The organism is Paenibacillus lacisediminis (genome assembly GCF_046567315.2).
Genome location: NZ_JBKIAX020000015.1, coordinates 142242 through 158540, shown reverse-complemented (window position 1 = coordinate 158540; position 16299 = coordinate 142242). Strand labels below are relative to the sequence as shown.

At 51.7% G+C, this 16299-nt stretch carries 10 protein-coding genes and 11 tRNA genes; all 21 read left to right on the top strand.

The window, feature by feature from the left end; all coding sequences use genetic code 11:
- Window positions 1–50: 50 nt before the first annotated feature.
- The 21 genes from ACLD72_RS24425 to ACLD72_RS24325 all read left to right on the top strand — a co-directional run bounded on the left by ACLD72_RS24425 (window position 51) and on the right by ACLD72_RS24325 (window position 16291).
- Window positions 51–126 (top strand) — tRNA-Asn (locus ACLD72_RS24425).
- A gap of 3 nt (window positions 127–129) precedes the next feature.
- Window positions 130–202, top strand: a tRNA-Thr gene (locus ACLD72_RS24420).
- Window positions 203–212: 10 nt separating this feature from the next.
- Window positions 213–287, top strand: a tRNA-Glu gene (locus tag ACLD72_RS24415).
- A 7-nt stretch (window positions 288–294) separates the two neighbouring features.
- A tRNA-Val gene (locus ACLD72_RS24410) sits at window positions 295–370 on the top strand.
- A 6-nt stretch (window positions 371–376) separates the two neighbouring features.
- Window positions 377–451: transfer RNA gene (locus ACLD72_RS24405), tRNA-Gln, on the top strand.
- An 11-nt stretch (window positions 452–462) separates the two neighbouring features.
- Window positions 463–538 (top strand) — tRNA-Lys (locus ACLD72_RS24400).
- Between the two features lie 35 nt (window positions 539–573).
- Window positions 574–657: transfer RNA gene (locus ACLD72_RS24395), tRNA-Leu, on the top strand.
- 6 nt (window positions 658–663) lie between these two features.
- A tRNA-Gly gene (locus ACLD72_RS24390) sits at window positions 664–738 on the top strand.
- Window positions 739–744: 6 nt separating this feature from the next.
- Window positions 745–821, top strand: a tRNA-Arg gene (locus tag ACLD72_RS24385).
- A 44-nt stretch (window positions 822–865) separates the two neighbouring features.
- Window positions 866–942, top strand: a tRNA-Pro gene (locus ACLD72_RS24380).
- Window positions 943–961: 19 nt separating this feature from the next.
- A tRNA-Gly gene (locus ACLD72_RS24375) sits at window positions 962–1035 on the top strand.
- Between the two features lie 1028 nt (window positions 1036–2063).
- Window positions 2064–4859, top strand: a complete 2796-nt coding sequence (ppc, locus tag ACLD72_RS24370; protein WP_411001942.1) for a phosphoenolpyruvate carboxylase — start codon at window positions 2064–2066, stop codon at window positions 4857–4859.
- Between the two features lie 161 nt (window positions 4860–5020).
- Window positions 5021–5593 carry an RNA polymerase sigma factor SigW gene (sigW, locus tag ACLD72_RS24365; protein WP_411001941.1) on the top strand — a complete coding sequence of 191 codons (573 nt, stop codon included), beginning with the start codon at window positions 5021–5023 and terminating at the stop codon, window positions 5591–5593.
- Between the two features lie 131 nt (window positions 5594–5724).
- Window positions 5725–6342: a zf-HC2 domain-containing protein gene (locus ACLD72_RS24360; protein WP_411001940.1), complete on the top strand. Its 618-nt coding sequence runs from the start codon at window positions 5725–5727 to the stop codon at window positions 6340–6342.
- Between the two features lie 254 nt (window positions 6343–6596).
- Window positions 6597–7427, top strand: a complete 831-nt coding sequence (gene cdaA / locus ACLD72_RS24355) for a diadenylate cyclase CdaA (RefSeq protein ID WP_251595222.1) — start codon at window positions 6597–6599, stop codon at window positions 7425–7427.
- Entirely contained in the window at window positions 7420–8850 is a 1431-nt protein-coding gene (locus ACLD72_RS24350; protein ID WP_411001939.1) for a YbbR-like domain-containing protein, read from the top strand. Before cdaA ends, ACLD72_RS24350 begins: the two co-directional genes overlap by 8 nt.
- Before the next feature lie 107 nt (window positions 8851–8957).
- Complete coding sequence (gene glmM, locus ACLD72_RS24345; RefSeq protein ID WP_411001938.1) at window positions 8958–10298, top strand: phosphoglucosamine mutase; 1341 nt, start codon at window positions 8958–8960, stop codon at window positions 10296–10298.
- A 379-nt stretch (window positions 10299–10677) separates the two neighbouring features.
- Window positions 10678–10821 (top strand): hypothetical protein, encoded by a 144-nt coding sequence (locus tag ACLD72_RS24340; RefSeq protein ID WP_458476189.1) that lies wholly within the window; start codon window positions 10678–10680, stop codon window positions 10819–10821.
- Window positions 10822–11018: 197 nt separating this feature from the next.
- Complete coding sequence (gene glmS, locus ACLD72_RS24335; protein ID WP_411001936.1) at window positions 11019–12851, top strand: glutamine--fructose-6-phosphate transaminase (isomerizing); 1833 nt, start codon at window positions 11019–11021, stop codon at window positions 12849–12851.
- A gap of 363 nt (window positions 12852–13214) precedes the next feature.
- Window positions 13215–15050: an FAD-dependent oxidoreductase gene (locus tag ACLD72_RS24330; RefSeq protein ID WP_411001957.1), complete on the top strand. Its 1836-nt coding sequence runs from the start codon at window positions 13215–13217 to the stop codon at window positions 15048–15050.
- Between the two features lie 299 nt (window positions 15051–15349).
- Window positions 15350–16291, top strand: a complete 942-nt coding sequence (locus ACLD72_RS24325) for a carbohydrate ABC transporter permease (RefSeq protein ID WP_411001935.1) — start codon at window positions 15350–15352, stop codon at window positions 16289–16291.
- Window positions 16292–16299 lie beyond the last annotated feature (8 nt).

Below are 16299 nucleotides of genomic sequence, written 5' to 3'. Positions count from 1 at the left end.
GGTACTTGGACCGAAGGGTCCTGGGAGAGTAGGACGCCGCCAAGCAATGTTCCCTGATAGCTCAGTCGGTAGAGCACTCGACTGTTAATCGAGTTGTCACAGGTTCGAGTCCTGTTCGGGGAGCCATTTGCTCTCATAGCTCAGTAGGTAGAGTGCATCCATGGTAAGGATGAGGTCACCGGTTCGATCCCGGTTGAGAGCTTTTTACATAAGGCCCGTTGGTCAAGGGGTTAAGACACCTCCCTTTCACGGAGGTAACAGGGGTTCGAATCCCCTACGGGTCACCATACATACGGAGGCTTAGCTCAGCTGGGAGAGCATCTGCCTTACAAGCAGAGGGTCGGGGGTTCGATCCCCTCAGCCTCCACCATTATAATGGGGATTAGCCAAGCGGTAAGGCAACGGACTTTGACTCCGTCATGCATAGGTTCGAATCCTATATCCCCAGCCATTTTTGATCTTGAGCCATTAGCTCAGTTGGTAGAGCACCTGACTTTTAATCAGGGTGTCGAAGGTTCGAGTCCTTCATGGCTCACCAGTTTTCCTTAATAAATGAGGAAAATGTTTGAAATTGCGCGTGTGGCGGAATTGGCAGACGCACTAGACTTAGGATCTAGCGTCTTTGACGTGGGGGTTCAAGTCCCTCCACGCGCACCAAATTATGCGGACGTGGCTCAGCGGTAGAGCATCGCCTTGCCAAGGCGAGGGTCGCGGGTTCGATTCCCGTCGTCCGCTCCATAATTTGCGCCCTTAGCTCAGCTGGATAGAGCGTTAGACTACGAATCTAAAGGTCAGGAGTTCGAATCTCTTAGGGCGCGCCATTTTAATAAAATAAATGTTTGGCATAAATTTTGGCCAAAAATCTCGGGACGTAGCTCAGCTTGGTAGAGCACCTGGTTTGGGACCAGGGGGTCGCATGTTCGAATCGTGTCGTCCCGACCATTAATGTATTAGGTATTATGCGGGTGTAGTTCAATGGTAGAACTCCAGCCTTCCAAGCTGGTAGCGTGGGTTCGATTCCCATCACCCGCTCCATATATAACAGCAACATCATCTTCCGATGATGTTTTTTGTTATAGATATCAGAAATTTATAATTTTGAAAATTAAAGTTATGATAACTGGATTCAAAACCGGAAACGGCACCTGACCGGTTGATGAGGCGGCAGGTTATTATCTTACGGAGTTGTACGATTGGGAAAATGCTGCTCCTCAAACGAGTTATCATTCTGCGCATTATCCTTCTCGGTTGCCACTACCGCTATTTGTTCCAGAAACGTTGATTTCAAATTGCAACGGTTGCCATGGCGCTTATTTTACTAAAACCCAGCCCATTTTGCTTAGATTCAGGTAAATAACGTCGCTCACAACCCTTAGAATTTAGAAAAGGTCCTTTTTCGTAAAATAGCCGCTGCTACAACCGTTAGATCTCCGGGGGACGATAATTTCGCTTCGAAACCTGAGCGTTTGCAGAAATCCGGAAGGGATCAGGGATACAAATCGTACAAAAGTTGATACAACGTTAGTGGGGGGAAGAATCTTAACGGTTGTGATAGACCTAACGCCGAACTGTTGATTTCAAACGAATGGTTTGGGCACCAGACCCAGTAGTCAAGTGCGGATTTCTAGGTTGAGCCGATAACTGTAGCTTATTGAGTAAAAAAATTTATTTATATTCTTGTATTTTATTGCTTTACCGTGTTAAGGTTGGTAGTGGTTGTTTATGCGGGAGGCCGTTTCAAACCTCTCTGTTCCCTGACAGTGAATGGAAAGTTCTACCACTAGGGGCTTGCGTTGTAATCGGCATGTTGGCTCTATAATGCATAAATATAAAATGATTAATTTTTCATTTTGAACATGATTTCTTTTGATTTCAATAGTGTGCCTAATAATGTGACCACGTCGTTTTATTAGCTATCCTGAATATTTACTCATTGCTAAGTTTCGAATCTAACCGTCTTACCGCGAAATCTAACAAATTAGGTGAAGATTTTCGGGGGAGATTATTGTATGATGTTAAGAAAGCTTTAGAAAGACGGAATAGGGATGAAATGGGGGAAAAACATGACTGAACTAACAGTAACCGCAGGCACGAGCAACTCAAACAACCTGCTCCGGCGCGACATTCGTTTTTTGGGCAATATTCTAGGAGAGGTCCTTGTACATCAAGGCGGTAATGAGCTCTTGGATATTGTCGAGAAGATTCGTGAAGCCAGTAAATCGCTGCGGGCTGTATTTTTACCCGAATTGCATGATGAGTTTAAGGAAATGATCAATTCTCTTGAACCCGGAATTCGTCACCAAGTTATCCGTGCTTTTGCCATTTACTTTCAACTTGTTAATATTGCCGAGCAGAATAACCGGATTCGCCGCAAACGGGATTACGAGCGCTCGGCTGGAGAAGCCGTTCAATCGGGAACGATCGAAGCCGCCATTAAAAATCTGAAGGAACAAGGCTTCACTTATGTCGAAGCTAAGGAAATTATGGAGGGCATGTCCCTGGAGCTCGTGATGACGGCACACCCCACTGAGGCGATGCGCCGGGCGATCTTGGATATCCACAAACGGATTGCCGACGATGTCATGCAGCTCGATAATCCAACCCTTACGTTCCGTGAGCGCGAACAGCTTAGAGAAAAGCTCTTAAACGAAGTGATCACGCTTTGGCAAACCGACGAGCTGCGCGATCGCAAGCCCACGGTGCTCGATGAGGTCAGAAACGGGATGTATTATTTTCATGAGACGCTGTTTCATGTGCTTCCCGAAGTATATCAGGAACTGGAACGTTGCCTGACCAAATATTATCCGGAGCATTATTGGCATGTGCCCGCATACTTGCGTTTCGGTTCCTGGATCGGCGGCGACCGGGACGGCAATCCGTCCGTTACCGCGGACGTGACCTGGCAAACGCTGCGGATGCAGCGGAAGCTGGCGGTACGCGAGTATCAGCATATTTTGAGCGATTTGTTCAAACATCTAAGCTTCTGCACCACAATCGTCGATGTAACCGACGAACTGATGGCCTCCATTCAACGCGACCGGCTTCAGGTAACGCTGCAAAAAACGCAGCAATGGAACAACGAGATGGAGCCTTACCGCATTAAACTGACTTACATGGTGGAGAAACTGCACAATCTGCTGGATGATACGAAAAAGGACACTCCGGAGCGCTACGCCAACGTAAGCGCGTTTATCGAGGACCTGAAAATCATTGACCGCAGCTTGCGCCACCATTATGCGGACTATGTAGCAGATACGCATCTTAAGAAGCTGATTCGCCAGGTGGAGCTGTTCGGCTTCCATACGGCGACCCTGGACATCCGCCAGCACAGCAAAGAGCATGAGAACGCCATGACGGAAATTTTGGCGAACATGAACATTGTGTCGAACTATTCCGAGCTGGAGGAAGAAGAGAAGGTCAAGCTGTTAGAGAAAATCCTGAATGATCCTCGTCCATTGACATCGCCTTATCAGGATTACAGTGAAAGTACCAAAGAATGCTTGGAAGTATACCGTACGGTACACCGGGCGCAGCAAGAGTACGGAAAGCAGTGTATCACCAGCTACTTGATCAGTATGACGGAAGCGGCCAGCGATATTCTTGAAGTCATGGTTTTTGCCAAAGAAGTCGGATTGTTCTACAAGGAAGCGGACGGCAGTGTAACCTGCACGTTGCAATCCGTGCCGTTGTTTGAGACGATCGATGACCTTCACGCGGCGCCGGGTATCATGAACCGTCTGTTCAGTATGCCGATCTATCGGCAATCGGTGGCGGCGATGAACGATCTGCAGGAAATTATGCTGGGATACTCCGACAGCAACAAGGACGGCGGCGTGGTTACGGCTAACTGGGAGCTGCGCGTGGCGATGAAGCAAATTACGGCGACCGCCAACCAATACGGCGTTAAGCTGAAGTTTTTCCACGGCCGTGGAGGCGCGCTTGGCCGTGGGGGCATGCCGCTGAACCGCAGCATTCTGGTGCAGCCGCCGGAAACGATCGGAGGAGGCATCAAGATCACCGAACAAGGCGAGGTGCTCTCGTCGCGTTATTCTTTGCGGGGGATCGCCTACCGCAGTCTGGAGCAGGCGACCTCCGCATTGATCGAAGCCAACAAGCTTGCCAAGCTTCGTCAGAAGTGCAACCCCGAGGAAGAACGTTGGGAAGAAATCATGGTCGGCATTTCGGAGACTTCGCTGAGCAAATATCAGGATCTTGTGTTCCGCGAACCGGATTTCCTGAAGTTTTTCCGGGAGTCTACCCCGCTTGTTGAAGTCGGCGAATTGAATATCGGCTCACGCCCGTCCAAACGCAAAAACAGCGACCGGTTTGAGGATCTCCGGGCGATTCCTTGGGTATTCGCCTGGACGCAGAGCCGTTACCTGTTCCCGGCCTGGTATGCCGCCGGCACCGGACTGATGAATTTCTATCAGAACAAAGAAGAGAATCTGAAAGTGCTGCAGGAGATGTACCAACATTTCTCGTTTTTCCGCTCCGTGATCGATACACTGCAATTTGCTTTGATTAAGGCGGATTTGGTGATCGCGCAGGAATACGCCGACATGTGTTCCGATTCGGAAGCGAAGGAACGGATCTTCGGTCAAATTGAAGAAGAGTTTCGTCTGACGCGGGAAATGGTCCTGAAGATCGCAGGCATCTCGGAAATTCTGGACAATGTTCCAGGGCTTCAGGAATCGATTCGTCTGCGGAATCCTTATGTCGATCCGCTGAGCTATTTACAGGTTCAAATGCTGGCCGAGCTGCGCTCGGTTCGCGAGCAAGGCGAGGATGACGCGCACCTGCTGCGTGAAGTGCTGCTTACCATTAACGGCATTGCCGCAGGGCTCCGGAATACGGGCTGATACGAGCTTAAACGCTGCATTTCATCATATGCCGGTCCTTTGGCAAAGGGGCCGGCTTTTTATGTAGGTTCTATTGCATTTTGCAGGCAGTTGCATTAACATTTGAATGAAGTACAGGGAAAAGATGATGAAGCCCTTCCATGGATCTGGGGGAAAATACGGTGGTAGATCATTACGACGCAAGGCTGGTGAGGCTGGCCCGAAAAGGGGATCAGGGAGCCTTTGCCGAACTCGTTGATTTATATAAGGATAAGCTGTTTCATCTGGGCTACCGGATGTTGTCGAACCGGCACGAAGCGGAGGATGTCGTGCAGGAGACGTTTTTAAGGGTGTACAAAAACTGGAGCCGCTACGATGATAAACAGAAATTTTCGACATGGATATACCGCATTGCGACAAACCTTTGCATCGACCGGTTGCGCAAGCGGAAACCAAATTACTATCTCGATGCCGAGATGAACGACCAGGAGGGCATGGACGGCTATACGCTAATTCCTGGTGACGATAAAACGCCGGAAACGGAATATCTGCTTTCGGAAACGCAGCAGACGATTCATCAGGCCATTGCAGGCTTGCCGGCGAAATATAAGTCCGTCATTGTTTTAAGATACCTGCAGGAAATGTCGCTCCAGGAAATTAGCGATGTGTTGGACATGCCGGTAACGACGGTGAAGACACGGGTTCACCGGGGACGTGAGTTTCTGCGAAAAAAGCTGGAGCATAAGGTGCTTTGAAATCGCGGTTAAGCTTGCCGTTTTTTTGTGAAACGAAATTGTTTGTGATGCGTAATGTAATGATAGGACGACTAGGTTCCGGGGATCCGCCGGGATATCCGCATAGATTGATACTGAAAGGATTGGCTGATATGGAATGCAAGCAAGCCTCCTCATTAATGCATGATTATTTGGACGGCGAATTGAGCCGCGACGAAGCCGTAACGTTGAAGCAGCATATGCAAAGCTGTTCGGCTTGCCAGGAGCGGTTCAGAGAACTGGAGCAAACCGAAATGATGTTGTTTGCGACCATCAAGCATACAAATTTTTCGGCTCCCGATGAGTTGGTTAACCGGATCATCAGCCAGATCCCGAATCAGCCGAAACAGCAGGCCTGGATCATGTGGATCAAGCGGCACCCGGCCTTGACCGCGGCCGCGATGTTTCTGCTGGTGATGCTGTTCAGCGCTATTTCATTTTGGGATACCGATGACCAACTCGTGGTCAAAGGGTCTAATCTCGATCAGGTGATCATCCATGGCGACACGGTGACGGTGCCAAACGACTCAAAAATCGCCGGGAACTTGACGATAGAAAACGGTAAGGCCGAAATCTATGGTGAAGTTCAAGGCAATTTAACGGTTATTGACGGTACGTTTTATCAGGCCTCTACCGCCCATATTTCCGGTCAGGTCAAAGAAATCGATCGGGCACTGGATTGGATCTGGTACAGGATCACCAATACGTTCACGGAAGTCGCCTATAGGTAAACGTTCGGCTGGATGCACATTTGGCGCCTCCCCTTCGGGAAAACGGGCGCTTTTTTTATTTTTATTCATACAGGAAAATAATGTAATTGATAACGAAAAGCGCCTATTTTTTCCCGGACGCTTGCATCTCACATGTGATCGTTATAACCTAGTAATTAGGGGAAACTTATAGAGACAAGCATCGTGCTGTAAATAATCGTTTCCTTGTCAGCGGGCAAAGGATGCCCGTCAGGAACAGTCCCGGGGGTTGCATCATGAGTTATTTTTCGAATATGACATGGCAGGACACCATCAAGGATGTCATCGATATCCTCATCGTTACCTACATCATTTATCAACTGATCCTGCTTGTGCGGGGAACGCGGGCCGTTCAACTGCTCAAGGGGATTCTCGTTCTGGTGATCATTTGGGCGGTAAGCACGTGGTTTGATTTATATACGCTGAAATGGCTGATGAACCAGATGTTTACCTTTGGCGTGCTGGCGATCTTCATTATTTTCCAGCCGGAATTAAGACGTGCGCTGGAGCAGCTCGGAAGAGGCAAGCTGTTTGGCCGCAGTTCAGCGGATGAAGAACAATTCGGCAAAGAAATCGGCGAGATTATTAAAGCCGTTAATTATTTATCACGTAGAAAAATTGGGGCGCTAATCGTTTTTGAACGCGATACAGGGCTCAATGAATATACCGAATCCGGAATTCCGATGCAGTCGCTTATTTCTTCGCAGCTGCTGATCAATATTTTTATCCCGAATACGCCGCTGCATGACGGAGCGGTTATTATTCAGGGTCACAAAATCTCGGCCGCGGCTTGCTATTTGCCATTGTCGGAAAATCCGTTCATCAGCAAAGAGCTCGGCACCCGGCACCGTGCGGCGATCGGGATCAGCGAGGTTGGCGATGCCGTTTCGATCGTCGTTTCCGAAGAGACCGGTCAAATATCCCTGGCGATCAACGGCCAAGTCGTGCGCGATATTAATGAGGAATCGTTGATTTCCAAACTTTATGAAGAGCTTGGGCCGGATTCAAACGTTAAAGAAAAGCGCGGACCTTTCCGTAGAAGGAAGGAGGCCGGCAAAAATGGATAAATGGCTGACCCACAACAATTTTGCCAAGGTATTGGCCCTGGTCGTCAGCATCATTTTATGGGCGATGGTTCATTTGGACAGCGGGACGCCCGTCGATTCGACGACGCTGGCGCAGCCGAAAATCATTGATAACGTGAATATAGAAGTTGCCGGCTTAAACGATGAGAAGTATGTGTTATATGATCTGGAACCGACCAAGGTCCGGATGGAGGTTAAAGGAAAACGCATTGATTTAACGACGAATTTTTCCGATTATAAAGTGAAAGTGAATTTGAAAAACGTAGGTCCGGGGACGTTTACGCTTCCTTTGACCTATGAGCTTCCTCCCGGCGTGCAGCTGGTGTCGATCGAGCCCTCGATCGTGAAGGTCACGATTGAAGCGAAAGAAACCAAAACGGTCCCGGTGAGCATCGTGACAAAAGGGCAGCCTGCGGACGGGCTGCTTCTGGGGAGCCCGATCGTAGCCGGAAGAGGCACCGTTGACGTCACGCTGCCGTCCAGCGAAATCGGCGAGTTCAGCAAGGTGCAGGGAACGGTGGACGTAACGGGGCTGAAGGAATCGGTCAGAGGCAAAAGCGTGAAACTTACGGCATATGATAAGCAGGGGAAAGCGATGGAGAATGCGGAGATTTCTCCTGGCTCCGTCGATGTCGATGTTCCTATCACTAAAATGTATAAAACCGTGCCGATCGAACTGCATTACATAGGGCAGCTTCCGGCAGGTTATGTTCTTGCGGGCGCGGAAACCGACGTGGAGGGCGTTGCCGTATATGGGACGAAGGAAGCGCTCGCGGGCATAAGTTCCTATCCGGTCACCGTCGATTTAGGGCGCTTTGACGGCTCGGATGCGACCAAATACTCGGTGGACTTGACGCCGCCGGCAGGTTTTGAGAAAATCGAGCCGAGCTCCGTCACGGTGACATTACATGTGAAACCAGCTGAGCAGAAGCAGGTGGACGGTATACCGATCACCTTGGAAAACGTGAATTCACTGTACAACGTAAAAGTCATCCGGCCAGCCGACCGCCAAATTTCGCTTACACTGCTAGGAGCGGAGGACGTACTCGGCAAGCTTGCGGCGGCCGATATCCAAGCTGCGGCGGATTTGGCCGATCTTGGCCCGGGCCACCATACGCTACCGCTTAACGTGAAGCTCCCGGCCTATGTGGAGCTGGCGGACGCAAGCAAAGGCTTGACGATTGACGTAGAGCTGACGGAGAAAGATAAGCCGGCCACCGCCGTACCGGAAGAGGATGCGGGGAAGCAGGAAAATCAGACTAACCCGGGAACTTCGGGAACTGAGGGGAACCCGGGAAATCAGCAGAGTGAGAACAATGCGGAGAGGCCTGCAGGTAATGATTCTTCGACCAATCAGGGGGACGACGTTGGATCGGCCAACAATGGGGCTGCCGGGGGAGCGTAAAGTTTAACGCCGGTTGCCTAAAAACAGGAACGAAAAACGGCATATTGCCGGATCGTGCAACAGGAGAGAACGGGCGAAGTGCTTGAAATTGTTGAAGGAGTGAAACCATGGGGAAATATTTTGGTACAGATGGCGTAAGAGGTATCGCCAATAAAGAGTTGACGGCGGAACTGGCGTTTCAGATCGGCCGCTGCGGCGGATATGTGCTTGCGGGTCAAGCTCCGAAGCCTAGAGTCGTGATCGGGATGGACACGCGCATTTCCGGCGTTATGCTGGAATCCGCTCTTGTGGCCGGGCTGCTGTCGATCGGGGCGGATGTCGTTCGCCTTGGCGTCGTAACGACGCCAGCGGTCGCTTATTTGACGCGGTTGCTGAAAGCCGATGCCGGTGTGATGATTTCTGCGTCACACAATCCGGTCGAGGATAACGGAATCAAGTTTTTCGGAAGCGACGGCTTCAAGCTGTCGGACGAAACAGAGTTGCAAATCGAAGAGCTGCTGGATAAGTCCGTTGACGAGCTGCCGCGTCCGGTTGGCGGCGGATTAGGCGCGGTAACGGTAGATTACGAATCCAAGCTGAAATATTTGGACCATCTGAAGACGACGATCACTTCTTCGTTCCAAGGTCTTAAAGTAGTGCTCGATTGCGCCAACGGCGCGGCTTATGAGCTGGCTCCGAAGCTGTTCCGCGAGCTGGGCGCTGAAGTGCACGCCATTGCGGCCGAGCCGAATGGACTGAACATCAACGATCACTGCGGATCAACTCATCCGGAACGGCTGAAAGAAGAGGTCGTGCGCCTGGGAGCCCATCTGGGGTTGGCGTTTGACGGAGACGCGGACCGCCTGATCGCCATCGATGAGCATGGGGAAGAGGTCGATGGCGACTATATCCTCTGCATTTGCGGGGACGCCTTGAACAAGGCGGGTAAGCTGAAAGACAGCACGGTCGTGTCGACGGTCATGAGCAATTTCGGGTTTTACAAAGCCGCGAATAAGCTGCAGTTGAACACCCAGCAAACGGCGGTGGGTGACCGTTATGTCATGGCGGAAATGCTGCGCGGCGGCTACAATCTCGGCGGGGAGCAATCCGGGCACGTGATTTTCCTGGATTACAATACGACCGGCGACGGCATTCTCACGGCGATTCAGCTGGTGGATACGATGCTGAAGTCCGGCAAGCCGCTAAGCGAGCTGAAAAAGGTGATGAAGCAGTATCCGCAGGTGCTCGTCAACGTGCGCGTACAGGATAAAAGCAAATATGCCGGCAATATGGCGATTGCCGAAGCGGTTGCTACGGTGGAGAAGGAGCTTGGCGATAACGGCCGGGTGCTGGTTCGTCCTTCCGGGACGGAATCGCTCATTCGCGTCATGGCCGAGGGACCGGAGAAAACCGAGCTTGAGAAGCTGGTGTCGCAGATCGTCAGTGTGGTGGAGAAACAACTGGTATAATAGCCATTTTTGATGTATTACTAAAAATATGAGCCGCCGGAACGAGGAGAAGATCCCGATTCGGCGGTTTTTTGCTGGGAAAAAGGAAACAGGGGGGCAAAAGTCAAACAGGACAAGATGATCATTGCCAAATGACGAAAAGGTGCATATAATTAAGCATATTCGAGAAAAGAAAGCGAGGGTTGTGAGGTTTACCGGAAGCAGTTAAGCGCCAGAGCTTCATTTCGCGCGGATGTGTCCGAGTCTGAGAGTGGAAGTTTGAGGCAAGTTGATATACGGCAGGATTAGCCAAGGTCTGTGACGGCCTGACAGGCAGCCATGCCGGTGAAGCCTTGAACGATTCGGATGGGGACGTATTCGGCAAAGAGAAGCTGACGAGGTGGAGGTGTTCGGAATGTTCGGCGGGGGCCTCCCGGTGCTGCATCGCACCGTAACCGTAACGGCAAAAGGAATGGGCGACCGTTCCCACAAACCTTACGGGCAGATGGAAATCACATTCATAGCAAATCATGAGTGTACGTAAGCGAAAGACGCGGCAGATCCGCGGTGAACAGAGCACATGGACATTCATGAAAATTTTTTGGCGAAAGCCGCGAATTTTTACGTATTTTCTGAAAATTGAATAGTTCTGTCTCGATGATTCCCGCGCGAAGGGTCTTCCGCTTCTTTTCTTACGCCTAAAAACCATCTTGTAAGAATGAAACGGAGGAACTATATATTATGTGTGGTATTGTTGGATACATTGGGAAAAGAGATACGCAGTCGGTGTTGATCGAGGGTCTGAAAAAGCTCGAGTATCGGGGATACGATTCGGCAGGGATCGCCGTATTTACTTCGGACGGGCTGAAAATCTCGAAGTCGCTGGGCCGTTTGGCCAATTTGGAATCGAAGCTGGAGAACGCTCCGCTGCAAGGGTCGGCGGGGATCGGCCATACGCGCTGGGCTACTCACGGCAAGCCGTCTGACGTCAATTCTCATCCGCATACCGACCATACCCAGAAGTTTTCCGTCGTGCACAACGGCATTGTCGAAAACTATCTGGATTTGAAGGAAGAACTGATCGGTCAAGGATATGTTTTTGTTTCCGAGACGGATACGGAAGTGATTTCGCACCTGATCGCTCGCGAATACCAGGGTGACATCGTTAAAGCGGTCCAGAAAGCGATCAGCTATATGCGCGGCGCTTATGCGCTTGGAGTGCTGACGGAATACGAACCGGAAAAACTGGTTGCCGTGCGTCAAGCCAGCCCGCTGATTATCGGGATCGGGGAAGGCGAAAACTTCATCGGCTCCGATATTCCGGCGCTGCTCAACTATACGCGTAATGTGTATATTTTGAATGACGGCGAGATGGCGGTATTGACCAAGGATTCTGTCGAACTGATGACGATTGAGGGGAATTTTATTTCTCGGGAAATGATTCGTGTCGATTGGGACGCGGTAACCGCGGAAAAAGGCGGTTTTGATCATTTCATGCTGAAGGAAATCCATGAGCAGCCGAAGGCTTACCGCGACACAATGCTGGGCCGGATCGACGAAAGCGGCCGCAAAGTGGTGCTTCCGGGGCTGAAGTTGAGCGAGGAAAAAATCCGCAGCCTCAAGAGCGTTCATGTCATCGCCTGCGGCACGGCCTACAATGCCGGTCTTGTCGGCGGGACAGCGATCGAGCAACTCGTACGCATCCCGGTGATGAACGACGTCGCTTCGGAATACCGCTACCGCTCGCCGCTGATTACGCCGGACACGCTCGTCATCGTTGTCAGCCAATCCGGCGAAACTGCGGATACGCTGGCCGCACTGCGTGAAGCGCAAGCGAACGGCGCGCATGTACTGGCAATCACCAACGTGGTCGGCAGCTCGATCGCCCGTGATGCGGACGACGTGATCGCCACGCTGGCTGGTCCGGAAATCGCCGTCGCTTCGACGAAGGCGTATACCTCGCAGTTGATCGCGTTCTACCTGCTTGGTCTGTACATGGCTCAGGTGCGCGGCACGCAAAGCGAAGGCGAGGTCGCCCATATCATCGCGGCGATGCAGTCGCTGCCGGAGCAAGTGGAAAGCATGCTGGCTCAAGCGGACACGGTGAAGGCGTATGCCGAGCAAATCGCCAGCCATGAACATCTGTTCTTTATCGGCCGCGGCCTGGATTACTCGGTGGTGCAGGAAGGCTCGCTGAAGCTGAAAGAGATTTCCTACATCCACTCCGAGGCATATGCCGCCGGCGAACTCAAACACGGCACGCTCGCTTTGATTGAGGAAGGCGTTCCTGTTATCGCTTTGGCGACGCAAGATACCGTGCTGGAGAAAACCGTCAGCAACATCAAGGAAGTCAAAGCCCGCGGCGCTGACGTCATGGCGATCACGCACGAGGAGCACGTTCCTGACCTGCTGAAATCGGTCGATCAAGCGCTGGCCATTCCGCAGACGCTACCGCTGCTCACGCCGGCCCTGTCCGTCGTACCGCTGCAACTGCTCGCTTACTATGCTGCGCTGGCTCGCGGCAACGATGTCGACAAGCCAAGAAACCTGGCGAAGAGTGTAACGGTGGAGTAAGGGACGGGAATAAACAAGGCCCGGTCGAACCGGTAAAGAATGTGTGGAAACGACATGCAAGATGAATAAAACATTAAGAGGGGAGCCCCAGAGAATGAATTGGGCTCCCCTCTTTATTTGAATAAAAAATGGCTTAATTGGAAGCCCTCATTTTAGATGGTTACTCATCATTTCCATTTTATTAAGGAGAGGCTTCTTTTTGTATAGCCAATTTAAATTACAAGATATACGAAGAGTCAAAATAATACACATTAACGGGTCGTAAAACTATGCCGTACCTCACTATCTTTCTTGCTACAATAAGGCTCATAGAAGAATTTTCTGTGCTGAGATTCGATTGTAGACAGGGGGTATTTTCTTTTGATGGCGGATGAACAAGGCCTGGTAACACTGGAAACGGATATTTTGGTGGCCGGGGGAGGCGTTTCGGGGGTGTCGGCGGCGCTTGCGGCGGCCCGGAATGGAGCGAGGGTTGTGTTATGCCAGGATCGGCCTGTACTTGGGGGCAACGCTTCTTCGGAAATTCGGATGCACATAGTCGGAGCGGCCAACTCCAAACGGGGAAAGGCGCTTGAAACGGAGGCGCGGGAAGGCGGCATTCTGGAAGAGATCCTGCTGGAAAATGCCGTTCGCAATCCTCAGCGGAGCGCCTCAATGTTCGACTTGATCCTATACGAGAAATGCCGAGCCGAGCCGAATCTGACGCTGCTGCTGAATACCACGGTCATTGACGCGGAAGTGGAGGAGGGACGAATCGTTTCCGCTCTGGCGGTTCGAGAGAGCACGGAGCATCGGTTTCGCATTTTTGCAAAAGTATACATGGATTGCACCGGGGACGGGCGGCTTGGTAAGGAAGCGGGGGCGTTATATAAAACCGGGCGCGAGGCGGCAAGCGAGTATGGAGAGACGCTCGCGAATGAGCATGCGGATTCGTACCGGCAAGGGTCATCGCTCTTGTTCACCACCCGGGATATGGGCAGGCCCATGAGCTTTACGCCGCCCTCTTGGGCGCGCAAATTTTCGGAGGAGGATCTGAAATTCCGCAGTCACTCCACCTGGGAATATGGCTATTGGTGGGTCGAGTTCGGCGGGATGCTGGACACGATAGCCGATAATGAGGCGATCCGCGATGAACTGCTGGCGATTATGCTGGGCGTTTGGGACCATATCAAGAATAGCGGCAATCATCCTGAATCGGAGAACTGGGCGCTGGACTGGTTCGGATTTGTACCGGGAAAAAGGGAGTCGCGCCGCTTTATCGGAAAATACTTGCTGACTCAGGCGGATCTGGAGCAAGCGACACACTTCGATGATGTGATTGCGTATGGTGGGTGGCCGATGGATACGCATCCGCCTCAAGGCATTGACGCCACCGAGTTGAATCCGGCCCATCAGCCGTTTAGCCGGTATGTGTACGGCATTCCGCTCAGGGCGCTGATCAGCTCCAATGTGGAAAACTTAATGTTCGCCGGACGCAACATATCGGCAACGCATATCGCCTTCTCCAGCACACGGGTGATGGGAACCTGCGCCGCCATGGGACAAGGCGCGGGCACGGCCGCCGCGTTGGCCGTTCAATCCGGCTTAACGATGGATGACGCCCTTCGCGATAAGGAACTCATCCAGCAGGTTCAGCAGCGGCTCTTGAAACAGGACGCCTATTTGCCGGGCATCACGCCGGCTAAGGATAATTTGGCGTCAATCGCGATGGTCCGCGCCTCTTCCGAACAGCCGGAAGGCCAAGCTGCCCACATAACCGACGGTTATACCCGGTCGATGCATGGAGAGGGCGGCGCCAGAGCGGAGCTGGCCGTCCCCGGGACGCACCGTTGGATGTCGGAGCCGGGCGACCCCGCGCCATGGATCGAGCTGGAGTGGACAACGCCGGTGTCGATTAGCGAGATCGTGCTCGTGTTTGACACGGGGATGCACCGCAGACTGACCCTGACCCATTCGGACGAAGTATTGAAAATGATGGAGTGGGGTCCCCAGCCGGAGACGGTTAAGGATTTCCGAGTGACGGCGTTTTTCGCCAATCCCGAGACTCCAGCCCGTCAGGTAATAACAATTCAGAATAACTACCAGCGGCAAATCGCCTGCCGGATAAACCTGGAGCATGTCGTGAAGCTGCGCGTGGATATCGACGGCACCAACGGCCTGGATCATGCTCGCATATTTGAGATCCGCTGTTACGAATAAACGATCCCTCCAAACAGGCCAACCGATTTCGGGTGGCCTGTTTGGCCTGCCCTGCTGTGGAACTTGTTCTTGCCTTCGTCAGCAACCGAGCCAGGTCAAAATATTGCACACCAAGGAGTCGAAAGGCTATACCGTAATCCCCAAAGCCTCTTGCTACTATAGATTCATAGAAGAACGGCAGGCGAAGCTAGATGCGGCTGCCGGGAAAGAGAGGCTCTCATGGATAGTTACACTTTGAAAAGCAGGGAAATCCCGCTTAATTCTTCTTTCGATGTCATCGTTGCAGGAGGTGAACCCGAGTGAGCAGTGAACAAACCATTGGGCAGAGGACGGCCGCGGCGCCGAAGAAAAATTACTGGACGCGCAAAAGACGGGAGCAATGGGCCGGGTGGTTGTTTATCGCGCCCGAGGTTATCGGCATGTGTGTTCTCTCCGTGTTCCCGCTGCTGTTCAGTCTCTTCCTGAGTTTCACGGAATGGAACCTGGTGGGCGGGATGTCGGCGATTCATTTTACCGGGCTGGACAACTTCGTTAATCTGTTTAAGGATAATCACTTTATCCTGGCGCTGAAGAACAATGTGCTGTTTACAGCCGGTACGGTGCCGCTCACCATGCTGCTCGGCATCATACTGTCGGCGCTGATCCATAAGAAGCTGTACGGCAAGGCGTTTTTTAAAGTGGCATTCTTTATCCCTTATATTTGTTCGACGGTTGCGATTGCGGCCGTGTGGCAGGCGCTGTATCATCCTTCCAAAGGCCCGCTCAACCAGATGCTGATGCAACTGGGGATTTTGAGCCCGCCGCATTGGCTGGTCGATACCAGCTTTTCGCTGATCGCGATTATGATTATTTATATCTGGCAGATACTAGGTTACCAGATGATTATTTTCCTGGCGGGAATGACGAGTATCCCGGAAGAATTGTACGAAGCCGCTACGATCGACGGGGCAAACGGTATCCAGCAGTTCCGGCGGATCACCGTGCCGCTGCTGGGTCCTACTACCTTTTTTCTGGCGATTACCAGCACGATTTCGTCCTTCAAAGTGTTTGACATCATTAAGTTCCTGACGAACGGAGGCCCTAACTATTCCAGTACGGTTATTGTGTATCAGATCTATGAGGAAGGGTTCGAGCGCTTTAAGATGGGGTACGCTTCGGCTATGTCGTGGGTGCTGTTCCTGATCATTATGCTCGTAACGTCGATTACCTGGATTACGCAAAACCGGAAAGTTCATTATTAGACCTTCGT

What these genes read in the sequence shown, in the direction of transcription:
- ACLD72_RS24350 (WP_411001939.1), top strand. Translation starts at nt 7,420, where the DNA reads ATGGATAAATGGCTGACCCACAACAATTTTGCCAAGGTATTGGCCCTG.
- ACLD72_RS24360 (WP_411001940.1), top strand. Translation starts at nt 5,725, where the DNA reads ATGGAATGCAAGCAAGCCTCCTCATTAATGCATGATTATTTGGACGGC.
- glmS (WP_411001936.1), top strand. Translation starts at nt 11,019, where the DNA reads ATGTGTGGTATTGTTGGATACATTGGGAAAAGAGATACGCAGTCGGTG.
- cdaA (WP_251595222.1), top strand. Translation starts at nt 6,597, where the DNA reads ATGAGTTATTTTTCGAATATGACATGGCAGGACACCATCAAGGATGTC.
- ACLD72_RS24330 (WP_411001957.1), top strand. Translation starts at nt 13,215, where the DNA reads ATGGCGGATGAACAAGGCCTGGTAACACTGGAAACGGATATTTTGGTG.
- glmM (WP_411001938.1), top strand. Translation starts at nt 8,958, where the DNA reads ATGGGGAAATATTTTGGTACAGATGGCGTAAGAGGTATCGCCAATAAA.
- ppc (WP_411001942.1), top strand. Translation starts at nt 2,064, where the DNA reads ATGACTGAACTAACAGTAACCGCAGGCACGAGCAACTCAAACAACCTG.